Annotated in this window: 3 protein-coding genes; 1 reads left to right on the plus strand and 2 read right to left on the minus strand. The window is 72.7% G+C overall.

Going from position 1 to position 2,539, the window contains the following annotated elements:
• Positions 1-279: 279 nt before the first annotated feature.
• Entirely contained in the window at positions 280-990 is a 711-nt protein-coding gene (locus ADK67_RS08055) for an alpha/beta fold hydrolase (protein ID WP_053715769.1), read from the minus strand.
• Positions 991-1,027: 37 nt separating this feature from the next.
• Between ADK67_RS08055 and ADK67_RS08060 the strand changes: the two genes are divergently transcribed.
• The gene (locus ADK67_RS08060; protein WP_053715770.1) at positions 1,028-1,564 is read left to right on the plus strand and encodes a GNAT family N-acetyltransferase; all 537 of its coding nucleotides are present in this window, start codon (positions 1,028-1,030) and stop codon (positions 1,562-1,564) included.
• Here ADK67_RS08060 and ADK67_RS08065 read toward each other — a convergent pair.
• On the minus strand, positions 1,540-2,539 hold a 1,000-nt coding region (locus ADK67_RS08065; RefSeq protein ID WP_231648071.1), incomplete at its 5' end, for an alpha/beta hydrolase. The two genes, ADK67_RS08060 and ADK67_RS08065, sit on opposite strands and share 25 nt — an antisense overlap.

Here is a 2,539-nt window from a genome sequence, read left to right on the forward strand (position 1 = left end):
GGGGACCTCCACCCCCACCCCGGCCACCTCTGCTCCGGCCACCCCCGCACCGACCTCCGGCAGCGGCGCAACCGCCGCCAAGCCACCGGCCTCGGCCCCCGACGGCCCAACCCAAAAAATCGCGCGCCCCAACCCGAAATCCCAAACCGCCAAGCGCTGACCCGCGAGAGTCCTACGTTCAGCGCGCGTGAGTCCTACGTTCAGCCCGCGCGTGTCCTACGTTCGCGTCGCGCGTGTCCTACGTTCAGAACGCGTGAGTTCAACGCTCAGGACACCCGGTCACACGCCTGCCCGCCGTCGCCAGTCGAGAACCGCGGCGGCGAACGCGTCCGGAGCCTCCAGCGGCGTCAGGTGGCCGACGCCCGGCAGTTCGACGTACTCGCCCTGCCGCAGCACCCCGGCCAGCTCACGGGCCAACGCGGGCGGCGTGAGCGCGTCGTGCTCCCCCACCAGCACCAACGCCGGCACGTCCGCCTCCGCCAGCACCCCGGCCGAGTCCGGCCGCGCGGCCATCGCCCGCTGCGCCCACACCACCTCCGCCGGGTCCTGATCGAGGATCAACCCACGCACCCGCCCGATCACGGCCTCGTCCGGCGCGGGTCCGAGCAGCCCGCTCACGACCGTGTCCGGCACCCAGCCGAGACCTTCCGCCTCGACCCGTGCGGCCATCGTCAGCCGGTTCGCCCGCGCTTCCTCCGTGTCCGCCCCGGCACGCGTGTCGGCCAGCACGAGCCCGGCAACCCGCGACGGGTCGCGCCGCAGCACGGCCATCGCCACGTACCCGCCCATGGAGCACCCGCCGAGCACCGCCCGCTCGATCCCGCGTTCGTCGAGCAGCCGCAGCACATCGTCGGCAATAGCCACCAGATCGGGTGAACGATCGCCGCCCCGCTGGTCAGGCGTGATCGGTTTCAGCAGGTCACGCACCCCGTCCCACATCCGTGAGTCGAACGGGAAGGCGTGCAGGAGGACGAGCGGCGCAGGTTCCATACCCGGAATTGTCGGACCCCCGAGCTAGCTTCGTCGCATGACCTCGACCTCCGAACCGGACGAGTTGCGCACCGACCGCCTCCTGCTCAGACGCGTCGGCCCCGGTGACGTGCGCGCGGCGATCGCGGTGCTGTCCGATCCGGAGACCAACCGCTTCAACCCGGCGGGGCCACCGTCGGCGGAGCAAGCGGCGAAGATGCTCGCCGAGTGGCAGGTCCACTGGGCGCGTGACGGCATCGGGTACTGGGCCGTGGTGCTGCCGGAGACCGGCGAGGTCATCGGTTTCGGCGGCCTGCGGCACCACGAGGTGGACGGTGAGCGGACGTTGAACCTGTTCTACCGGTTCCGCCCCCGGCACTGGGGCCGCGGCTACGCCCCGGAGATGGCGCGCGCGGCCATCGACTGGGCGCGCCGGGTGCGGCCGGACCGTCCGGTCACGATCATCACCGATCCCGACAACTCGCCCTCCCAGCGCGTCGCGGAGAAGCTGGGCTTCGCGCACGTGGGCGACAGCGGTACCGCCGAGGGTCCGGTGCTGGTCTGGCGGCCTCAGGAGGCCACGATGGCCACCTGATGCTGCTCGTGGGGGCCGGACCAGGTGCGCGGCAACGGCGTGGGCACCTCGGGCACGGCCGCGGACACGATCGCGTCCAGCACCTCTTCGGTCTGCCCGACCATGAGGTGCTTGGCGCCGGGGAAGTCGATGACGTCCGCGGTCGGGAGGTCCGCGCCGAACCGCCGCCTGGCCTCGGCCGGTGGCAGGTAGGTGTCGAACTCGGGCACCAGGCACACCACCGGCTTGCCCTCACGCGCCCACGTCCGCAAGTGCTCGGCCTCGCACCACCGCAGAGGAGGTGAGATCAACACGGCACCCTCGACCATAGGCTCGCACCCGTGCATCAGTGCGAGGTCGGTGCCGAACGACCAGCCGACCAGCCACACCGAGGGCAACCCGCGCTCGGCCGCGAACGCCAGGGCGGCAGCCACATCCAGCCGCTCGCCCACGGCGTGGTCGAACGCGCCCTCACTGCACCCGGCCGCACTGGCCGTGCCCCGCGTGTTGAACCGCAACACCGCCAGGCCGGCCAACGCGGGCAACCGCCACGCCGCCTTGCGGTAGAGGTGGGAGTCCATCATCCCGCCGTGCGTCGGCAACGGGTGCAACAACACCACGGTGGCCAACGGCTCCCGGTCGACCGGCAACGCCAACTCACCAACCAACGCGAGCCCGTCCGAGGTCCGCAACGTCACCGCTTCCCGGCGTGCCGGGAGCACGGTGTTGGCCTTGATCGGAACGTCACCACCCACCGCACCATCGTGCCACCAGCCATCCCACCAACGCGCCCACCACACGACCACCGGCCCCTGCTCGACGGGTCGGGCCGGCCAGGTCGGGCCGGGTCGGCTGGGTCCGGCCGGGGTCGGCTGGGTCGGGCTGTACTCGGCGGGCGGGGGCGGTGAGGCGGGGCTGGGCCGGGTTTGCCCGGGCCGGGCCGGGGTTGGCCGGGCCGGGCCGGGGTTGGACGGGCCGGGCTGGGCTGGGCTGAAC

This window comes from Saccharothrix sp. NRRL B-16348 (assembly GCF_001280085.1).
Lineage (GTDB): Bacteria > Actinomycetota > Actinomycetes > Mycobacteriales > Pseudonocardiaceae > Actinosynnema.